Source organism: Campylobacter concisus (assembly GCF_003048375.1).
Lineage (GTDB): Bacteria > Campylobacterota > Campylobacteria > Campylobacterales > Campylobacteraceae > Campylobacter_A > Campylobacter_A concisus_T.
In genome coordinates this window covers 1,577,701-1,595,314 of record NZ_CP021642.1, presented here as the reverse complement: position 1 = coordinate 1,595,314, position 17,614 = coordinate 1,577,701, and the positions used below count along the sequence as shown (strand labels likewise).

Genomic DNA, 17,614 nt, shown 5'->3' with positions numbered 1-17,614 from the left:
CTGCTTTTGCAGGTTTTTGCTTATAAAGTTTGAAAAGTTTGAAGTTAAATTTTGGAGAAATTTAGCCACCAAAGTGGCTAAATTTGAAGTTATCTTAGGATTTGAATTTTTGCTTTTGCGCGGAGTTTTTCGAAGTAATCACTCATTAATTTTTCTTGCTCGCCTTGGTAAAGCTCGTTTATAACGTTATCTTTTACATCAGCAAAGCTTGGTGTGTATGAACCGATCTTCTCTTTTACTAAAAACATATCAAAGCTATCAGGTCCTTGCAAAGGCTGTGTGTAGTCGCCGTTATTTGTGCTTGAGATGATTGCAGCAAGTCTTGGGTCTATGCTTTGGTAGTCCAAACTGACCTCTTGCGTTTGCACGCCGTCTAGTAGCTTTGGACTTGTTTTTTGAGCTTCAAGTAGATCAGGGTCTTTTGCCCTATAAACTACGACTCTAGCGGTGCTAAAGACCTTAAATTTATCAGGATTAGCGTCAAAATATGCCTTTGCTTTTTGCTCGTTTATGTTTTTGCCAGCCTCAGCAGCTATGCTTTTATAAAGTTTTTCTTGAAGCATCTTGTGCTCTAAGTTGTTTTTGAAGTCCAAAAAGTCCATGCCTTGAGCTTGGATAGAGCTTCTAAACTGCGAATTTGTCATGCCATTTTGCTTTGCGATCGCCTCGATCCTGTCGTTTAGCTCAAAAGGTGTCACGCTTAAATTTAAGTTTTTTATCTGTGCATCTTCAAGCCTATCTCTGATAAGCAAATTTAAAGCATCCTGCTCTGTTGTCTTTAGCTGTTCCTTCAAGCTATAAACCTCGTAAAGCGTGATAGGCTCGTTCTCCACGATAGCTGCGATGCCGTTTATCATCTGAGCTGAATATAAATTTAAGGCACTTAACACGCCAGCAGCCAAAAAGAGCAATTTTTTCATAATGAAACCTTTGTTTAAGTATTTAGTAAATATAATTTTGGGCAATTATAACATAAAAATAAGGCACAAAATGATAGTTACTAGATTTGCTCCGTCGCCTACTGGATACCTACACATAGGCGGACTTAGGACAGCTCTTTATAATTATTTATACGCAAGAGCTAACAATGGAAAATTTCTGCTCCGCATCGAAGATACTGACTTAAAACGAAACTCAGAAGAAGCCACACAAGCTATAAAAGAGGCATTTGCTTGGTGCAAGCTAGATCACGACGGCGAAGTGACCTATCAGTCAAAGAGGTTTGATCTTTACAAAGAGTACGTTAAAAAGCTGCTTGATGAGGGCAAAGCCTACAAATGCTATATGAGCAAAGAGGAGCTTGAGGAGCTTAGAGCTAGCCAAGAGGCTAGAAAAGAACGCCCAAAATATGATAATAGATATAGAGGTTTTAAAGGCACGCCTCCAGCTGGCATCGAGCCAGTCATCCGTATAAAAGCCCCACTTAGTGGTGAGATCGTCATACATGATGGCATAAAGGGCGAGGTTAAATTTAAGGTTGAAGATATCTTAGACGACTTCATCATCGCAAGAAGCGACGGCACGCCAACATATAACTTCACAGTTGTGATAGACGATGCGCTAATGGGCGTAACAGACGTTATCCGCGGCGATGATCACCTCTCAAATACCCCAAAACAGATCGTTCTTTACGAGGCGCTTGGCTTTAAGGTGCCAAAATTTTATCACGTCGCTATGATAAACGGCGAGGACGGCAAAAAGCTTAGCAAAAGGCACGGCGCGACCGACGTTATGGAGTATAAAAAGATGGGCTACTTGCCTGAAGCGCTCTTAAATTTTCTCGTTCGTCTTGGCTGGAGCCACGGCGATGATGAGATTTTTACTATCGAGGATATGCTTAAATACTTCAATCCAAACGATATCAACAAAAGCTCAAGCACCTACAACGCTCAAAAGCTTGACTGGCTAAATTCTCACTATATAAAAACTTTGCCTTATGAGAGGCTAGCGCATGATATGCTTGAATTTGGCGTGGATTTTAAGGCTTTGGTAAAGGGTGAACTACTGCTAAATTCGCTCCGTGAGAGATCAAAGACGCTAATCGAAATGGCAAACAGCGCAAATGCTATCATCAACGCTCCAAAAAGCTACGACGAGAAAGCTTGGGCTAAATTTATAAATGAAAATAGCAAAGAAATTTTGGCGAAATTTGCTCAAATTTTAGACCGTGACCTTGATGCTAAAGGCTATGAGGAGCTAACTAATAAATTTTTAGAGCAAAATGGCTTAAAACTAAAAGACCTAGCTCAGGCCCTAAGGATAGCGCTAACTGGCTCAAGCGTGAGCCCAAGTATCTTTGAAGTGCTTGAAGTAGTAGGTAGCAACGAGATCAAAAAAAGAATACAAAATTTATTAAAGGAAGAGAAATGACACATGTAACTAAAGAAGAGGCACTAAACTACCACATCGGCGGTAAGATCGAGATCAGGGTAAAGACACCTTGCGAGACTTCAAGAGACCTTTCAATGGCCTATACACCAGGCGTTGCTGAGCCATGCCGTGAGATAAATGCAGACACTGAACTAGCTTATAAATATACAAATAAAGCAAATTTAGTAGCTGTCATCACTGATGGCACGGCTGTTCTTGGACTTGGCGACATCGGCGCTGTTGCTGGCAAGCCAGTTATGGAGGGCAAGGCGGTGCTATTTAAGAAATTTGCAAACGTTGATGCCTTTGACATCGAGCTAGATGAGCATGATCCTGATAAGATCGTTGAGATTTGCAAGGCTCTTGCTCCGACATTTGGCGGTATAAATTTAGAAGATATCCGTGCTCCAAAGTGCTTTGAGATAGAAAGAAAGCTTCAAGAAGCAGTCGATATCCCTGTAATGCACGATGATCAGCACGGCACAGCGATGATAACAAGCGCTGGCATTATAAATGCGATGGAAATTTCTGGTAAAGATATATCTAAGATAAAGATCGTAGTTAGCGGCGCAGGTGCAGCTGGCATCGCTTGCGCAAAGATGTATAAAGCACTTGGCGCAAAACACATCGTGATGATAGACAGCAAAGGCGTCATCCACTCAAAAAGAACAGACCTAACTCCAGAAAAGGTTGAATTTGCGCTTGAGACCGAGGATAGGACTTTAGCTGATGCGATGAAGGGCGCTGATATGTTTTTAGGCCTTTCTAAGCCTGGCGTTGTGACAAAAGAGATGGTTGCGTCGATGAACAAAGAGCCTATCATCTTCGCTTTGGCAAACCCAGTGCCTGAAATCTTCCCAGAGGACGTCGTAGCTGTAAGAGATGACGTTATGATGGGCACAGGCAGAAGCGACTATCCTAACCAAGTAAATAACGTTTTGGGCTTTCCATTTATCTTTAGAGGCGCGCTTGATGTTAGAGCTAAAAAGATCACTGAAAATATGAAAATGGCAGCAGCTAAAGCGCTTGCGCAGCTTGCAAAAGAGCCAGTGCCAGCTGAAGTTTTAAAAGCAAGTGGCGTTAGCGAGCTAAAATTTGGCAAAGAGTACATCATCCCAAAACCATTTGACAAGCGCGTGCTAACAGCGGTCGCTCCAGCAGTTGCAAAAGCTGCGGTTGAAGATGGCGTAGCGAGAGTAAAAGATTTTGATGTTGAGGCTTACAAAGCCAAACTTGCAAAAGGTTTTTAATCAAATTTAGCCCAAATTTGGGCTAAATTCTCCTCTTGGCATTTTGTAAAAGACAAACCTTGTAAAAACAGTAAATTTAAGGACAAAAAATGCAAAACGTGAAGCTCATCTCACACCCATTGATCGAGCATAAATTAACAATCTTACGTGATAAAAACACCCAGCCTTTTCAGTTTCGCATGCTAGTTGATGAGATCAGCTACCTTATGATCTTTGAGGCGACTAGAAATTTAAAGGTAAAAGATGTCAAAATCCAAACACCAGTTGCGGTGGCAGACGCAAAAAGGCTCACTACAAAGGTGATGATATGCCCTATCTTAAGGGCTGCTCTTGGCATGCTTGATAGCGTCTTTACCATCATCCCAGATGCTAGCGTTGGCTTTTTGGGCTTTCAGCGAAACGAAGAGACAGCGCAGGCTGAGTTTTTCTACGCAAAGCTTCCAAAAGACGCAAAAGAGCGCATGGCGATCATCATCGACCCTATGTTTGCGACTGGCGGCACGGCGATAGACGCGGTTAAGTTCTTGCGTGAAAAGGGCGTTAAAGAGATCAAATTTATCTCTATCATCGCTGCACCTGAGGGGCTAAAGAGATTTAGCGAAATTTACCCAGACGTCGAGGTCTATACGGCATCGATCGATGAGAAACTAAACGAGAAAAACTACATCGTTCCAGGCCTTGGTGACGCTGGCGATAGAGTTTTTAACACTCTTTAAGGGCTAAATTTGAACAAAAGACTTTTGCCAGCTCTAGTCGCCTTTGTCATTGCCATCATCGTTGGCACCTTCTTTTTTTCAAAAGAGGGCGGCGAGGCAAACAAAAACGCTCAAATTTTACTTGAGCAGCTAAACAAAGAGGGGCAAAAGAGCCAGAGTCTCGCAGAAAACGGCTCATACACCTCAAAAGATGAGGTCGCGCTTTATATCTATAAATTTAACAAGCTACCAAAGAATTTCATAACCAAAAAAGAGGCACTTGAACTTGGCTGGGACGCAAAAAGCGGAAATTTATGGCAGGTAAGTGGTGGCAAAAGTATCGGCGGGGATAGATTTTCAAACAGAGAAAAGAGGCTGCCTGAGGCTGATGGTAGAAAGTGGTTTGAGTGCGATGTAAATTATAATGGTGGCAGACGCGGCGCTGAGAGAATTTTATACTCAAACGACGGGCTTATCTACTACACGCCCGATCACTACGAGCATTTTTATCTGCTTTATGAGAAGAGGATGCAATGAAAAGCGTGATCTTAGATGCCAAAAAGATGGTCGAAAAAGAGAAGATGCATGAGTATTTAGCGAAGAAATTTGACCTGCCAGAGTACTACGGCAAAAATTTAGACGCGCTCTTTGACTGCCTTTGCGAGATAAATGAGCCAACGCTTATAAAGCTAAAAAACGAAAATGCTTTGGATAGTGCCACAAAAGTGAGCTTAACCCAGCTATTTCGCGACGTTTGCAACGAAAATGAGATGGTTAAATTTGAGCTTGTAAAAGATGAAAAATGATATTTGGAAAGATTGATTATTTAAATTTACTCCCATTTCACGTATTTTTAAAATCAGCCCCACTAAGCTCTCAGATAAAAAAGGCGATCGAGTTTAAAAAGGGCGTGCCAAGCAAGCTAAACAGAGCCCTAAACGCTAGAAAGATCGACGCTGCGGTGATCTCAAGCATAGCAAGCAAAAAGGCAAATTTAAAGAAGCTAAATTTTGGAATAGTCGCCAAAAAAGATGTCAAAAGCGTGCTTGTGCGCAAAAACTCAGCCCCAAAGCCAGATCCTGCCTCAGCTAGCTCAAACGCCCTAGCCAAGGTGCTTAAACTAAATGGCGAGGTGATCATAGGCGACAGGGCGCTAAAGGCATACTTAAGCGAGGGCAAAGAGTGCTTTTACGACCTTGGTCAAATTTGGCATGAAAAGACAAATTTGCCCTTTGTTTTTGGTAGATTTTCTTATGTAAAAAATGGCTCGTTTTACAAAAGGCTGGTCGCAAAATTTTTGCAAAAAAATGTAAAAATTCCAAATTATATATTAGCCCAGTATGCCAAAAGCCGCGACATAAGCGAGCAAGATATCAAGTGGTATCTTAAATTTATAAGCTACAAGATCGGCCCAAAAGAGCAAAAATCACTCCGCAAATTTTTTAAAGAATATAGGTTTTTAAGAGAGGCAATAAAAGTCTAATGCTATGCATAGTGGTTTTGTTTTTAGATTAAGGTTTCAATATAATTTTTTATAATATAAAAATACATTTACATTATATTTTAAGGATTACTGACTATAATAGCCAAAAAATTCTTGTTTATAAAACTAAAGTATTTAAAAGGAGGTAGATATAAAATTAATTCAAACATGCCATATTTGGCAAAATAATTCATTTTAAAGTAAAGTCTAAAGTGTATAACCTAGCATAAATATGTAGGTTATTAATATTTTATAAAAATTATAAAAAGGAGAATAAATGGAATTTGCATATTCAGTTCCAATGATTGTAGGCGCAGTGGTTATACTGTTTATCATTTTAATACCGCTTTTATTTAGGCGCGTTGTTGCAACAAATGAGGTGCATATCGTTCAAACATCAAAAAGCACCACATCTTACGGCAAAGATACAGCCAACGGAAATAGCTACTATGAATTTCCAAGCTGGATACCAATAATCGGTGTAACAAAGATAGTTTTGCCAGTTTCTGTTTTTAGTATAAAGATAGATGGCTATGAGGCATATGATGTCGGTCGTTTGCCATTTATGGTCGATATCACTGCATTTTTTAGGATAAAAGATAGCAACCTAGCAGCGCAACGCGTCATAAACCTTAAAGATATGGAGCTTCAGCTAACTGACATCATTCAAGGCTCGATCCGTTCTATCTTAGCTAGCAAGCAGCTAGAGGAAATTTTGCAGCAAAGAAGTGAATTTGGCTTAGAATTTACAACTGCAGTCAAAGAGCAGCTTCAAAACTGGGGCATAGAGCCTGTCAAAAATATCGAGTTAATGGACATCCGCGATAGCAGAGATAGCAAGGTCATCTTTAATATCATGGAGAAGAAAAAATCAGAAATCGAAAAAGAGTCTCGTATGACTGTGGCTGAGAATAAAAAGATTGCCGAGATCGCTGAAGTAAATGCAAAACAAGAGACTGATGTTAAAAAACAAGAGGCTGAAAAGGCAGTAGGTCTAAAAACAGTTGAAAACGAAAGAGAGGTTGCTATTTCTCGTCAGCAAGCTTGCCAACAAGTGGCTGACCAAGAGAAGGTCACTAAAGAAAAAGAGATGGAAGTTATCAGAGTTACTGATGTTAAGCAAGCTGAAATTTCAAAACAAGTAGAGATCGTTAAAGCTGAGCAAGAGCAAAGAAAGATAGAGATCGACGCTGAAGCTAGGAAAAATGCAAAGATCAAAGACGCTGAAGCACACAAACAAAATCAAATTTTAACAGCTGAGGGTGAGAAAGAGAAGGCATTTTTGGAGGCTGCTGCTTTACTGGAGACTAAAGATAAAGAGTCACAAGGTATACAAAAAATCGGCTCTGCTGAGGCTGAGGCACTAAGACTAAAAGAGCTTGCACCTGTAAATGCACAGATTGAGCTTGCTAGAGAGATCGGCGAAAACGAGGGCTACCAGACCTATCTTATCTCTATTAAACAGATCGAGGCAAATAGAGATGTGGGCTTAGAGCAGGCTAAAGCGCTAAGTGCAGCTGATCTAAAGATCATCGCAAATGAGGGCAGCGTATCAAACGGCCTATCTAAAATAAGTGACGTGCTAAGCTCAAAAGGTGGCACAAATTTAGCTTCAATGCTTGAAGGCTTAAACCAAAGTGAGATAGGCAAAGGACTAATCGATAAATTTATAAAACCAAATAGCGACTCGCCTAAGAAATAACTTTTTAGGGGAGAGATCCCCTAAATTGTAAATTTAACTGCATTAAATTTGACAAATCCTAATAGATACAAAAATTAAAATCGAACTCCACTTTTACCTAAATTTGTAAAAATTTAAATTATTTTTAAATTTTAAGCTAGTATTAACTTTAGCGTGAAATTTATGTTATAAAGATTTACTACAATTACACACAAAGCAAATCATTTTTGTTATTCCTTTTACTGATTGAGGCCTTGGTTTTTGCCGAGGCTTTTTCTAAATTTTATAAGCTTTATGAGTAGAGTTTATAAAATTTATCTAAAGGAGATGTTATGAGAAAAACTTTGTGTTCTGTTGCGCTTGCTTCTGCACTTTGTACGGCTGCTTTTGCGATAGGCGGTCCAAGCGGAGCTAAACTTGACTACGCTATAACAGGAGCTATCGGCGAAGTAGTGGTAAATCCATACGATACTGCCCCACTTACAGCAGTCATCAAAAATGGCGGCTACACACTAAGCAACGCTAAGGTCACTATCGTGCCAAAACAAGGTGGTCAGGTGATAAGCTACAAAGTGGCTGACAAGCATCTTCGCACACATGGTGGCATCCCAGTTTTTGGTATGTATGCTGACTATCAAAACACCGTTGAAGTCGAGTACGACAAGAGTTACAAGGGCAAGACTGAGCATATAAAAGAGAGCTATAAAATTTACGCTCCAGCTATCTACCTAGAGAGCGCTGGCACACCAAATCAAAAGGGCGCGCTATTTGACAAGATCGAGGTTACTAAGCCTGCGAGTGCTAAATTTGCAAACCGCCTCTACTATGTAAATAACTTTGTAAATAAAACAGGCAAGGGCACAAAAGTCGTTTGGAATAACCCAGCTGGCGGTGCGATCGAGTGGAACTACAGCCCAAATAACTTCATCCTTGATACAAAAGGCGAGGTTAGATGGTATCTTGAGCCAAGTAAAATTTACGACCTAAAACAGCCATTTCATGCTGGCGTTATGATGGGCTTTAAGCAAAATGACGACGGCGCTATGACTTGGGGATATGGCCAAAGATACGCAAAATACGACATCATGGGTAGAGAAATTTTCAACCGCGAGCTACCAGCTAGCTACAACGACTTCTCTCACTCAATGGACGTAGCACAAAACGGACACTACTTCTTGCGCGTGGCAAATGCCGACTACAAAAGGGCTGATGGCAAAAACGTAAGAACAGTATGGACGTAGCACAAAACGGACACTACTTCTTGCGCGTGGCAAATGCCGACTACAAAAGGGCTGATGGCAAAAACGTAAGAACAGTGCGCGATGTCATCGTTGAGCTTGACCGCGACGGCAACGTAGTTGATGACTTTAGACTATATGAAATCCTTGATCCTTACCGCGACATCGTGCTAAAAACACTTGATCAAGGCGCAGTTTGCTTAAACATAGACGCTAAAAAAGCAGGCCACACAGCAAGCTCTGATGAGCTTCAGTCTATGGATACACACGATAAATGGGGCGACATAGTTGGCGCTGGTCCTGGACGCAACTGGGCACACGTAAATAGTGTGGATTACGACCCAAGCGATGATAGCATCATCATCTCAAGCCGCCATCAAGACGCAGTTATAAAGATCGGCCGTGATAAACAAGTAAAATGGATCATGGGCGCTCACAAGGGTTGGAGCGATAAATTTAAAGATAAGCTGCTTCAGCCAGTCGATAGCAAAGGCAACAAGATCGTCTGCGAAGATGAGTACTCAAAATGCCCAGGATACGAGAGCGACAAAGGTGGCTTTGACTGGCAATGGACGCAACATACGGCATTTAGGATAGACAGCAAGTCTAAAAAGGGCGAAATTTATTTAAGCGTCTTTGACAACGGCGACACAAGGGGCATGGAGCAACCAGCCATCGCTGGCATGAAGTACTCTCGTGCGGTCGTTTATAAGATCGATGAGAACAAAAAGACCGTTGAGCAGATCTGGGAGTACGGCAAAGAGCGTGGCAAAGAGTGGTATAGCTCAGTTACTAGCCTTACGCAGTATCAAGATGACCTTGATAGCGTGATGGTCTATTCAGCTGTTGCTGGTATGCAGTTTGACATCGCAAAAGGTCGCCCAGTAGGACTTCCTAGCCCGCACATCGATGAGTTTGAGTGGGGTGCAAAAGAGCCTAGCATCGAGATAAAAATGACAAATGCTATGGGCTATCAAGCGTTTCCATTTAGCTTGCAAAAAGCGTTTGAGAAGTAAAAATTTTCCTCCTTTGCTTTGGCAAGGGGGCTTTTAGTTTTGTGTGATCTTAAAATTTAGTTGCTATTTTGCTCTTTTAAAACAACCTTTGCATTTTTCTCTCTTTTACAAAACTCTAAAAAATTTAATCCATTTTTTATATCGTCATTTAGTCCGATGCAGCCAAAACCTCTCTCATCATGTGGATAAAGCGCTAAATTTAGGCTTGGAAAGATAAAAAAGCACCACTCGTTTAAGGAGTATGTATAGAGCATAAGTAGTTTAGCTAGATCTTTGATCTCATTAAATTTTAAAGCATCTATCCTAAGGCAGATGGCAGGTAGCAAAATCTCACCATCTAAACCAAGATCAAAGTGCTCATTTGGCTCTTGCAAGATGCCTAACTTTTTAAATTTATCGTGCAAAGTTTTTACTTCAAGCGTTTCATCGCTCAAGTTAGTATCGTCGTAGTTTAAGGCGCTTATGACAAATACCTCTTTTTTAAATTTATAAAAATATTTATCAAATAGCTTTAGTGCGGTATCTACGCCAGAAGCCCAGTTTTCATCCTCTATCTCAAAAAAGCCTATCCAGTTTTTAGAGTAACTAAAGGAGTTAAAATTTATATCGCTAAGCTTTAGAACATTATTTATTAAGCTTGATAATTTTTTCATTTTGTTTAATGCACTCTTGCAAGAGCTCTATAAACTAAGAGCCTCTCGCATAGAAATTTCTATCTTTTTCTCATCGAGGCTGCTGTTATAAAATAAATTTAACGCTAAAACCGCTTGGTACAAGAGCATATCAGCTCCGTCTTTGCATGCTAAATTTTGGCTTTTAGCCTCTTTTAAAAATGGCGTTTGCTTGCCGTAAATAACATCAAATGCAAATTTAGCGCTTTTTAAAATGCCATCTAAAATCTCTTTTGGTGCTGGCAAAAGGTCATCTTTTAGCCCTGCTGAGGTCGAATTTACCACTAGATCAAACTTGTGCTCTTTATAGTCATCCCAGCTAAAACACTCATAGTGATCTTTAAATTTATCAAGTCTTGCCTTGCTTCTATTTAGTATGCAAACATCTATGTTTTGCGATCTAAGTGCGTATGCTATGGCGTTTGCAGTGCCTCCAGCTCCAAGAATGATGACGCTTTTTGCCTCTTTGAAATTTGCTATCGCTTTTAAAAAGCCAGGTGCGTCAGTGTTGTAGGCATAAATTTTTTCATTTTTTAGCACCAAAGTGTTTGCAGAGCCTATTTTTTGGGCTGCCTCTGAGGCGTCGTCGGCTAAATTTAGAGCAAATTCTTTATGCGGGAGTGTGACATTTGCGCCGTTTAGTTTTAAGGATTTAAATTTATTGATTAGCTCATTGCCATCTTTTAGCAAAACCCTAGTATATAGGGCATCAAGAGCTAGATCGGCAATGGCTTTGTTGTGTAGTCTTGGAGATACCGAGTGAGCTATCGGATCTCCAAAAACTGCGAAGGTTTTCATTTTGCTCTAAAGACAAAAGCGTCTTTATTGACATCTTTTCTTATATCATTTACGGCTTTTTGTAGCCCTTTTTCATCAAATGGACCAACTAAAATTTTAGTTAGCTCGCCAGCTTTTATAGTTTTGTAGCTATAGCCTTTGGCTGCTATTTTTTTCATATAGTCGGCATTTGGGTTAAATTTACTAGTTGCAAATACTTGAACATAAGAGCCTTTTGCGACACTCTCAGCTTTTGCTGGAGCTTCAGCTTTTTTCTCTACTTTTTCTGCTTTTGCAGGAGCTTCAGCCTTTTTTTCTACCTTTGTTTCAGGTTTTTTCTCAGCTTTAGTTTCAGCTTTCTTCTCGGCTTTTGCCTCAGTTTTGGCTGGCTTTGCTTCAGCTTTTTTCTCTGCTTTAGCTTCGCTTTTTGTTTCAGCTTTTTTAGCTGGAGCCTCTACCTTTGCCTCAGCTTTTTTAGGTGCTTCAGTTGGATGCTCGACAGCTTTTACTACCTCTTTTGGCTCTTCAGTTTTAGGAGCTGATTTTGCGCCTTCTTTATCTTTTAGCTTTTTGATCATATCTTCAAAATCATCTTGTTGCTTGTTTTCAGGCACGATAGGCACTTGCTCAAAAAGTTGTGTATCGCCTTTTTTAACATCTGAATTTGTATCTTGTGCAGGCACCTGCGTATCGACTGGCTGCTCTGCTGGTACTGGAGGCAGAACTAGTCTTGAGTCGGCTTCATTTTGTGCTTGTGTCGAGTCGCTTGAATTTATAAGCTTCATGGCTACGATGATGATTAAAAAAAGTATAACAAGAGCTGCTATAAACATAAGAAGTTTCTTTAGTTTCGCGCCCTTTGCCTCATCATCTTTTTCTAAAAGTATATCTTTTAACTCTTCGTTTTCCATTATTTCTCCTTACATATATTTTGACCAACTTGCCCCACGCTCTTTTTGATAGAGGTTATATGGCAAAGTTAGGATGTTAAATTCTTTTGGCATATCTTGATTAGGAAACATTCTCCACTCTTTGGCTAGCTTTTGCGAGAGCTTTGCGCTTAGCATATTTGCAAGCGTGCAAGCTTCATTTAGCGTAGTGTGACCTTTATGCACATAAAGGTGCAAATGTCCTGGCGTCTTGGTCTCGTAGGCTGTGAAATTTATAAAGCCTTCTTCTCTTAAAAGAAGCTGCGCTCTATGCCAAAACCTATCTGGAGTTCTACCGTTGTAGTCAAAAACTATATTTTCGACCTTATCACTTGCATTAATCAGCGAGTGGGCGATGATAGACTTGCCATCCTCGTGGTCCTTCATGACGCTATACGTTAGGGGCTCATTGATCTTTTCAAATTTATCAAAGAAAATTTTGCCCTTATACTCTATCTTATTTACTATCGTATCACGCTTGATGTAGTAGTGTGTCGTGATAATTTTTATAAGAGACGTGTCGATACTTTGCATTAAAATGTCGCTTTATCGTAGATTATAAATTTATGAGCTAACTCTTTTAGCTCGCCCTTGATCTTCTCTTGTAAAGATGTGTTGTTGATATCGCTTAGCACGTCAGCGATCTTGTTTGCTATTAGCTCAAATTCGGCCTCTTTCATGCCGCGCGCTGTAAGAGCTGGGCTACCTACACGTATGCCGCTTGTGATAAACGGACTTCTTGTCTCGCCTGGAACTGTATTTTTATTTACTGTTATGCCAGCGTTGCCAAGAGCGATATCTGCGTCTTTTCCACTAAATTCGCGGTTTAAAAAGCTCATTAGGATTAGGTGGTTATCAGTGCCGCCACTTACTAGATCAAAGCCTCTGCTTATTAGCACTTCGCCAAGTTTTTTAGCGTTTGCTTTTACTTGTTTAGCGTAAATTTTCCACTCAGGGCTAAGGTTGTGCTTAAAGCCAACTGCCTTTGCAGCGATGACATGAACTAGTGGGCCGCCTTGGATGCCTGGGAAGATAGAGGAGTTTATCTTTTTAGCGTACTCTTCGTTGTTTGTCATGATGATGCCGCCTCTTGGGCCTCTTAGAGTTTTATGCGTAGTTGAGCTTACGACGTCGCAGTGTGGGAAAGGACTTTGATGTTCGCCAGCTACGACTAGGCCAGCAATGTGAGCAACGTCTGCAAAGAGTATCGCACCAACAGCGTCAGCTATCTCTCTAAATTTCTTAAACTCGATCTCTCTTGTGTATGCGCTTGCGCCACAAACGATCATTTTTGGTTTTACTATCTTTGCGATATCCATAACTCTATCGTAGTTTATGCGACCATCAAGCTCGACGCCATAAAAAAAGCTCTCATACATCTTGCCAGAGCTGCTTACCTTTGCACCGTGAGTTAGGTGTCCGCCGTGGCTTAGATCCATACCTAAAATTTTATCGCCTGGATTAAGCAAAGCTCCATAAACGCCTTGGTTTGCCTGAGAGCCTGAGTTTGGCTGAACATTTGCAAATTCGCATCCAAAAAGCTCTTTACATCTATCGATCGCGATTTGCTCGATCTCATCGACAAATTCGCAACCACCATAATATCTCTTGCCAGGGTAGCCTTCAGCGTATTTGTTTGTTAGGATTGAGCCCATCACCTCCATAACATCTGGATAAGTGAAATTTTCACTAGCGATCATTTCTAGGTGATCACACTGGCGTTTTAACTCTAAATTTACTAGATCAAAAATTTCTTTATCATAGCTTTGCAAACTCATTTTTCATTTTCCTTTGTCTCAGTTTTTAGTGGCCTCATCGCTGGGAAGAGGACAACGTCGCGTATTGATTTTTTATCTGTTAAAAGCATAACAAGTCTGTCTATGCCTATGCCTTCGCCTGCAACTGGCGGCATGCCGTATCCTAGGGCTTTTACATAGTCCTCGTCCATCTCATGTGCCTCGTCATCGCCTGCATTTTTAGCGTCGATCTGCGCTTTAAAGCGGTTGTATTGATCGATTGGATCATTTAGCTCGTTAAAGCCATTTGCTAGCTCACGACCAGCGATAAATAGCTCAAATCTCTCTGCCACATCAGGATTTGTGTCGCTTCTTCTTGAAAGTGGGCTTATAGAGATCGGATAGTCGATGACAAAAGTTGGGTGGATGAGCTTGCTCTCTACGTAGTTGTCAAAGAGTTCAGCCTGCAAGTGGCCAAGGTCGAGCTTCTCGTTTGCTTCAAAACCATCTGCTCTTAGTTTTGCTAAAATTTTAGCTTTATCGCTTACGATATCTTCAGCAAGTCCGCCGATCTCAACTAAGGCTTTTTTATAGCTTATGCGTTTAAATGGCTTACTAAAATCAATCTCCATGCCATCAAAATTTATCACTTTCTCCATGCCAAGTTTTTCTAAAATGACATTAAATAAATCCTCTGTGATGCCCATTAGATCGTGGTAGTTGTGATATGCCCAGTAAAACTCTATGCTTGTAAATTCAGGGTTATGGGTTAGATCCATGCCCTCGTTTCTGAAGTTTCTATTCATCTCATAAACAGCTTCAAAACCGCCAACTACAAGGCGTTTTAGATATAGCTCGGGAGCGATTCTTAGGTATCTCTCAACTCCAAGCGCGTTGTGAAATGTCACAAATGGTTTTGCATTTGCGCCACCAGCTATTGGGTGAAGCATCGGAGTTTCAACCTCTAAAAAGCCCTTTTCTTCAAAAAATCTTCTAATCGTGCTAATGATAACTGAGCGCTTTTTAAAATCAGCCCTAACTTCAGGGTTCATTATCATATCAAGGTATCTTTGGCGGTATCTTGTCTCAACATCAACTAGCCCGTGGTACTTCTCTGGAAGCGGACTTATCGATTTTGTAGCCAAACTAAGCTCATTTACGTGCATTGAAAATTCGCCAGTTTTTGTTATAAAAGCGTAGCCTCTAACATAGACGATGTCGCCTATTTCTACATATTTTTTAACGATTTTAAACCACTCTGGATCAAGCGTCTTGTTGCTAAAGTAAATTTGTAAATTTCCATTTTCGTCTTCAATGTTTGCAAAGACCGCTTTACCAGCGTCACGGATCAGCTTTATCCTGCCTGCAAGGCCAACTAGCTGCCCCTCTGCTTTTTTCTCTTCTGTATCTTTTATATAGTTAAATTTAAGTCTAAATTTAGAGATATTCATATCTCTTCTAAGAAAATGTGGATATGGATTTATGCCTAAATTTCTAAGCTCATCTATACTTTCTAATCTTTGAATTTCATGTTGGTTGTCAAATATCACCTTACTTTCCCTTTATATTATTTTTTGAACATTTTTCGCAAATTCCATAAAGCTGCATCATGTGACCAGTTAGTTTAAAGCCATGCTCTTTTGCGATGCTTATTTGCCTTTTTTCTATCATAGGATCTTCAAATTCTATGATAAGACCGCACTTTCTACATATCATGTGGTCATGGTGTGGCTTTGTGGCAAGCTCAAATTTCTTGCCTTGTGAACCAAAGCTGATAGATGTTACCATCTCTGATTCTTCTAGTAAATTTAGCGTCCTATAAACAGTTGCGATGCCGATATTTAGCTCAGGATAGGTCTCTTTTATAAAAAGATATAGCCTCTCTGGCGTAAAGTGTTCGTCATTGTTATAAAGCGTTTTTAGTAAAATTTCACGCTGTTTTGTATATTTTAAACCATTATCACGAAGAACTCTTTTAAATTTCTCAAGCAAGGCATCATATTCTAAATTTTCTATCATTTCTCTTCCCCTTTAGTGACGTTTGTGTCGGTGTTTGTGCTTGCATTTGCATCCATTGAAATAAATGCATCACTCTTGTTTGTATCCTTTGGTCTTACTACCATCTCATCTAGCTCATTTTTGATGTTTTTCACATCGATATTTGTTATCCATCTACCAGTTTCAAGCAGGAGCGGATAGACCTTGCTATTTGTGAAGTATGGCTCGATCATTTTATTTAGCGAAGTGCCTGACATTACGGCAACGACTGCTGAAAATGTGAGGAAAATTTTGCCACTTCCCATGACAAATCCACCAAACCTGTCTAAGAAGCCAAGGCCGCTTACTGAAACTATCTTTGATAAAAATTTGCCAACTAGTAGACAAACTAGCCAAAAAACTAGCCAAAGTCCGATAAATGCGACAAATTGTAAAAATGAAGGATTTTCAAATTTATAGATATTTTTGCTTATGAAGCTCTCAGCTACATCTGAAAATCTACTAGCGACAACTAGACCACCTATTAGCCCGATAAGCCCAAATGCCTCTTTTATAAGCCCGTTTATTATGCCTTTTACGCCAAGTATCAGGACAAGGGCGATGACGATAATGTCAAACCAAGTTACTAAATCCATCATACAGTTCCTATTAAATTTTGAAGTTCTTGTTGGCTAGTTGAGTAGGCTAGCGCGTTTTCTTTTGTGATCATGCCCTCTTTTAGTGCTTTCATCAGTGCTTGAGTCTGCGTGCTCATGCCAGTTTGTTGCTGATTTAGCTGCATTTGAGAGTAAATTTGATGCACTTTGTTTTCACGTATCAAGTTTGATATCGCCATATTATTTATCAAAATTTCATGCACAGCGCATCTTCCGCCGCCTATTTTTGGGATCAGACTTTGTGAGATGACAGCAGTTAGCGAAACACTAAGCATATTTCTTACTTGAAGCTGCTCGCTTCCATCGAAGCTATCAACGATCCTATTTATAGTTTGTATGGCTGAGTTTGTGTGAAGAGTGCCAAAGACTAGGTGTCCAGTCTCAGCCGCTGTAATGGCCGTAGAGATCGTCTCTCTATCTCTCATCTCGCCTACAAGTATGATGTCTGGGTCCTCGCGAAGTGCAAATTTTAGTGCTTTTGAGTAAGAGTGCGTGTCAGTGCCTATGTTTCTATGTGAAAATAGGGCTTTTTTGTTGTTGTGCACAAACTCAACTGGGTCTTCAACGGTGATGATGTGCTTTCTATAATTTAAATTTATCTCATTAAGCATCGCTGCAAGCGTCGTTGACTTACCGCTACCTGTTGGTCCAGTAACCAGGATAAGACCTTTTTCTCGTTTGATGATATATTTAAAAATTTGTGGTGCATTTAGATCATCAAGCGAAGGGATGTCGATAGGTATGATACGAAAAGCTGCGGCTAGATCGCCATTCATCGTGTAGTAGTAGTTACCACGGAAGCGGCCGATATTTGGAAGTTCTATGGCAAAGTCAAGCTCTTTGTTGTTCTCAAGTTCGCTCTTTTGGGCGTCTGTGATTAGAGCGTAGCATAAATTTTCTATATCTTTGCCACTTAGAACGCCAAATTCAAGCGGTCTTAAAGTGCCATCTATCCTTATCTGAGGCTCAGACCTTGAGACTAGGTGGAGGTCACTAGCTTTATTGAAAACAACGGTTTTTAGAAGCGTTTGGATGTCACCAGAGAGATTACTCTCTGATGCTTTGGCTTGAGCGTCCGAGCTTTGCGCTCTTAGTTGTTCGATTAGATCCATAT

The 17,614-nt window shown here is 40.4% G+C and carries 17 protein-coding genes and 1 pseudogene; 8 read left to right on the top strand and 10 right to left on the bottom strand.

What is annotated here, in order from left to right:
* Window positions 1-89: 89 nt before the first annotated feature.
* Window positions 90-920 carry a peptidylprolyl isomerase gene (locus CCS77_RS07945; protein ID WP_021084537.1) on the bottom strand — a complete coding sequence of 277 codons (831 nt, stop codon included), beginning with the start codon at window positions 918-920 and terminating at the stop codon, window positions 90-92.
* A 70-nt stretch (window positions 921-990) separates the two neighbouring features.
* Here CCS77_RS07945 and gltX point away from each other — a divergent pair, with 70 nt between their 5' ends.
* The 8 genes and pseudogenes from gltX to CCS77_RS07905 all read left to right on the top strand — a co-directional run bounded on the left by gltX (window position 991) and on the right by CCS77_RS07905 (window position 9,733).
* Window positions 991-2,370: a glutamate--tRNA ligase gene (gltX, locus tag CCS77_RS07940; protein WP_107917072.1), complete on the top strand. Its 1,380-nt coding sequence runs from the start codon at window positions 991-993 to the stop codon at window positions 2,368-2,370.
* Window positions 2,367-3,620, top strand: coding sequence for a malic enzyme-like NAD(P)-binding protein (locus CCS77_RS07935; protein WP_107917071.1), 1,254 nt, complete (start codon window positions 2,367-2,369; stop codon window positions 3,618-3,620). Before gltX ends, CCS77_RS07935 begins: the two co-directional genes overlap by 4 nt.
* 89 nt (window positions 3,621-3,709) lie before the next feature.
* Window positions 3,710-4,336: a uracil phosphoribosyltransferase gene (gene upp / locus CCS77_RS07930; protein WP_107917070.1), complete on the top strand. Its 627-nt coding sequence runs from the start codon at window positions 3,710-3,712 to the stop codon at window positions 4,334-4,336.
* A gap of 9 nt (window positions 4,337-4,345) precedes the next feature.
* Window positions 4,346-4,852 (top strand): ribonuclease domain-containing protein, encoded by a 507-nt coding sequence (locus tag CCS77_RS07925; protein ID WP_021087447.1) that lies wholly within the window; start codon window positions 4,346-4,348, stop codon window positions 4,850-4,852.
* Window positions 4,849-5,121, top strand: coding sequence for a barstar family protein (locus tag CCS77_RS07920; RefSeq protein WP_012140341.1), 273 nt, complete (start codon window positions 4,849-4,851; stop codon window positions 5,119-5,121). The genes CCS77_RS07925 and CCS77_RS07920 overlap by 4 nt, the downstream gene beginning before the upstream one ends.
* Complete coding sequence (locus CCS77_RS07915; protein WP_107917069.1) at window positions 5,118-5,798, top strand: MqnA/MqnD/SBP family protein; 681 nt, start codon at window positions 5,118-5,120, stop codon at window positions 5,796-5,798. Before CCS77_RS07920 ends, CCS77_RS07915 begins: the two co-directional genes overlap by 4 nt.
* A gap of 277 nt (window positions 5,799-6,075) precedes the next feature.
* Entirely contained in the window at window positions 6,076-7,500 is a 1,425-nt protein-coding gene (locus tag CCS77_RS07910) for an SPFH domain-containing protein (RefSeq protein WP_107917068.1), read from the top strand.
* 311 nt (window positions 7,501-7,811) lie between these two features.
* Window positions 7,812-9,733: pseudogene (locus tag CCS77_RS07905) on the top strand (aryl-sulfate sulfotransferase).
* Between the two features lie 56 nt (window positions 9,734-9,789).
* Here the strand turns inward: CCS77_RS07905 and CCS77_RS07900 are convergent.
* Genes CCS77_RS07900 through CCS77_RS07860 form a run of 9 tightly spaced genes read right to left on the bottom strand, consistent with a single transcriptional unit; the run spans window position 9,790 to window position 17,612 of the window.
* Window positions 9,790-10,386, bottom strand: a complete 597-nt coding sequence (locus CCS77_RS07900; RefSeq protein ID WP_107917067.1) for a hypothetical protein — start codon at window positions 10,384-10,386, stop codon at window positions 9,790-9,792.
* A 27-nt stretch (window positions 10,387-10,413) separates the two neighbouring features.
* Window positions 10,414-11,202 carry a shikimate dehydrogenase gene (locus tag CCS77_RS07895; protein ID WP_107917066.1) on the bottom strand — a complete coding sequence of 263 codons (789 nt, stop codon included), beginning with the start codon at window positions 11,200-11,202 and terminating at the stop codon, window positions 10,414-10,416.
* Window positions 11,199-12,092: an SPOR domain-containing protein gene (locus tag CCS77_RS07890; protein ID WP_107917065.1), complete on the bottom strand. Its 894-nt coding sequence runs from the start codon at window positions 12,090-12,092 to the stop codon at window positions 11,199-11,201. Before CCS77_RS07890 ends, CCS77_RS07895 begins: the two co-directional genes overlap by 4 nt.
* A gap of 9 nt (window positions 12,093-12,101) precedes the next feature.
* Complete coding sequence (locus CCS77_RS07885; protein ID WP_107848158.1) at window positions 12,102-12,644, bottom strand: DUF1882 domain-containing protein; 543 nt, start codon at window positions 12,642-12,644, stop codon at window positions 12,102-12,104.
* The gene (locus CCS77_RS07880) at window positions 12,644-13,888 is read right to left on the bottom strand and encodes a serine hydroxymethyltransferase (RefSeq protein WP_107917064.1); all 1,245 of its coding nucleotides are present in this window, start codon (window positions 13,886-13,888) and stop codon (window positions 12,644-12,646) included. The genes CCS77_RS07885 and CCS77_RS07880 overlap by 1 nt, the downstream gene beginning before the upstream one ends.
* Entirely contained in the window at window positions 13,885-15,393 is a 1,509-nt protein-coding gene (lysS, locus tag CCS77_RS07875; RefSeq protein ID WP_223154912.1) for a lysine--tRNA ligase, read from the bottom strand. Before lysS ends, CCS77_RS07880 begins: the two co-directional genes overlap by 4 nt.
* Before the next feature lie 4 nt (window positions 15,394-15,397).
* Entirely contained in the window at window positions 15,398-15,865 is a 468-nt protein-coding gene (locus CCS77_RS07870) for a Fur family transcriptional regulator (protein WP_002941362.1), read from the bottom strand.
* Window positions 15,862-16,479, bottom strand: coding sequence for a CvpA family protein (locus CCS77_RS07865; RefSeq protein WP_107917316.1), 618 nt, complete (start codon window positions 16,477-16,479; stop codon window positions 15,862-15,864). Before CCS77_RS07865 ends, CCS77_RS07870 begins: the two co-directional genes overlap by 4 nt.
* Entirely contained in the window at window positions 16,479-17,612 is a 1,134-nt protein-coding gene (locus tag CCS77_RS07860) for a type IV pilus twitching motility protein PilT (protein WP_021085269.1), read from the bottom strand. The genes CCS77_RS07865 and CCS77_RS07860 overlap by 1 nt, the downstream gene beginning before the upstream one ends.
* Window positions 17,613-17,614 lie beyond the last annotated feature (2 nt).